Raw genomic sequence first — 2,607 nt, 5'->3', positions numbered from 1 at the left:
AGCAGCCACCGACCAGCGAGAGGCCGTACTCCTGGACGAACGTCTCCTGCGCGTCGGCCAGCCCCTCGGCGTCGAGCGGGAAGTGGGCCGGGGCAGACTGCCCCGGCCCTTCACCATGCACCCCCCGGGGCCGGAATCAGCCCCTCAGGCCCTCGGCGTCCCGAACCACTGCTCCAGCACCGGCCGCAGGGTGGCATCGCCCGGCTCACCGGCCCACGCCACATGCCCGTCCGGCCGTACGAGCACGGCGGAGGCGTTGATCTCCGCGACCGGCTCGGCCACCACCCGCTCCACGCGGTCCGCCCATGCCGCCACCGGATTCGCCGCGCCCCCGGCGCCCGTCAGGTCCAGGAACACGCCCCGCCCGGCGTGCAGCGCCGAGGCCACACTGCCGGCGCCGGCCGCCGTCACGAGCGGCACGTGCGGCAGCCGCCGCCCCACGGGCGCGGCCGCGCCCTCCGGGGCGTAGCTGACGTCCAGGCCCGTGGACAGCTCCAGCAGGTAGCGGTTCGCGTCCGGGAACTTCAGCAGCTCCGCCATCAGGGCCCGCACCGGGGCCACCTTCTCCACCGGGTGGATCAGGGCCAGCTGGGTGTCGGTCGCGGCAGCCGCGCGCAGGCCCTGCGGGCGCCGCTCGGCCGTGTAGGTGTCGAGCAGGTTGGCCGGCGCCCAGCCGAGCAGGTCCGCCGCGAGCTTCCAGCCCAGGTTGACCGCGTCCTGCAGCACCAGGTTCATGCGCAGCCCGGCCAGCGGGTAGAAGGTGTGCGCCGCGTCGCCCACGAGGAAGACCCTCTCGGCCTGGTACACCTCGGCGACCCGCGACGGGCCGCCGTAGCGGCGGATCCAGCGCACCGGGACATCCGGGAAGGGCGTGTCGTTGAGCCGCTCGATGCCCCGACGCAGCTCGGCTGCGGTCGGCTCCACCGAAGGACCCGGCAGGTCCGTGTCGAACTCCGCGGTGATCACCCGGGTCACCCCCGGCTCCACGGGCACCGACGAGTACAGCCCGCCCACCGGGCAGAACCGGGCGCCGCGGTGGATCTCCGGCAGGTCCTGGATATCGATCTCCACGTCCGCGACCAGACCGCAACTGGCCGGGCCCGTACCGGAGAAGGTGATCCCGGCCTGTTCGCGGACCACGCTGTCCTCGCCGTCGGCGCCCACCAGGTAGCTGCCACGCAGCTCGTACGTCCCCTCCTCGGCGCGGACCGTGACGCTGACCCCGAACTCGTCCTGGGTGTAGCCCGCCAGCTCATGCCCGTAGCGGACCTCGGCGCCTCGCTTGAGCGCGTGCCGCTCCAGCTCCCTCTCCAGATACTCCTGAGCGAGCAGCAGGGCCGGCTGGTGCCGTCCTTCGAGCGGGGTCATGTCGAGCCACAGCAGGGAGAAATGGGTGCCCTGGACCGGAGTGGTGTGCTCGCGCAGGCCCTCCAGCAGGCCCCGCTGGTCCAGCAGTTCCACGACGGTGGTGTTGACGGCCTGGCCCACGGACCGGCCGCTGGGGGAGGGCAGCCGCTCCAGCACGATGCTGTCGATGCCCCACAGTCCGAGCTCGTGGGCCAGCATCAGCCCTGCGGGCCCGCCGCCCGCGATGATAACGGGATCGGACATATCCTGTTCCTCCGGTTTCTGGTGTTGTGCGTAGTGCTGGTGCCTGGCCCCCGCCCGGCCCCGGTCCCGTGACGAGCCCGGGGCCGGGCGGCTTCAGGCGATGCCGAGCTCGTTGTCGATGAGGTCGAAGATCTCGTCGTCGGTCGCCACGGAGATCCGCTCGGCGGACTCCTCGTCCTCGCTCGCAGGTCCGGACCCGCCGTGTTCCTCCAGCCGCAGCAGGAAGTCCTGCAGTCGGGCTGTCAGCCGGCCCACGGCTGCCGCAGACGGCTCAGTGGAGGCCAACACGTCCTGGACCACGTCGAGTTCGCTGACGATGCCGGCGAAGACGTCCCGCTCCGCGGGGGCGAGCAGTTCGTCCAGGTGCGCGGTCAGCGCGCCGGGGGTGGGGTGGTCGAAGATCAGGGTCGGGGAGAGGCGCCGGCCGGTGGCGGCGCCGAGCCGGTTGCGCAGCTCCACGGCGGACAGCGAGTCGAAGCCGAGCGACTGGAACAGCCGGTCCGCCCCCACGCTGTCCGCCGAGGAGTGACCGAGCACGGCCGCGACATGCTCACCGACCAGGTCGGCCAGCCGCTTGCGCCGCTCCTGGGCCGGCAGGGGAGCGAGCCTTTCGGCCAGGGAGACCTCACCCGCCCCCTCGCCCGCGGAACGGCCGGCTGCCCGCGCCACCGGGCGCGGACGCGTCTGTCGTACCAGGGCACTGAACAGCGGATCCAGCAGGCCCGCCCGCGCCCGCTCGGCGAGTGTCGCCGGATCGAGCCCCATGGCTACGGACACGGGCTGGCGCAGTCCGAGCGCCGCGTCGAAGCGGGCCAGGCCGTCGGCGGAGGTCAGCGCTGTCACACCCGTACGGGCCAGCCGGGCCAGCGCCGTCTCGTCCAGCTGCCCCGTCATCGTGCTCGCCTGGTCCCAGAGTCCCCAGGCGAGGGAGGTGGCGGGGAGTCCTTGGGTGTGGCGGTGGGCGGCGAGGGCGTCGAGGAAGGTGTTGGCGGCGGC

At 73.3% G+C, this 2,607-nt stretch carries 2 protein-coding genes; both read right to left on the bottom strand.

Features of this window, described 5'->3' with window-relative positions:
• Window positions 1-144: 144 nt before the first annotated feature.
• Complete coding sequence (locus ABZ565_RS35260; protein ID WP_361036386.1) at window positions 145-1,611, bottom strand: FAD-dependent monooxygenase; 1,467 nt, start codon at window positions 1,609-1,611, stop codon at window positions 145-147.
• Between the two features lie 93 nt (window positions 1,612-1,704).
• A partial coding sequence (locus ABZ565_RS35255; protein WP_361036383.1) for a beta-ketoacyl reductase occupies window positions 1,705-2,607 on the bottom strand: 903 nt, incomplete at its 5' end.

The sequence above is a fragment of the Streptomyces sp. NPDC016469 genome, assembly GCF_040632905.1.
Lineage (GTDB): Bacteria > Actinomycetota > Actinomycetes > Streptomycetales > Streptomycetaceae > Streptomyces.
Note: the sequence above shows the minus strand (reverse complement) of the source record. Positions and strands in the feature narration are given on the sequence as shown.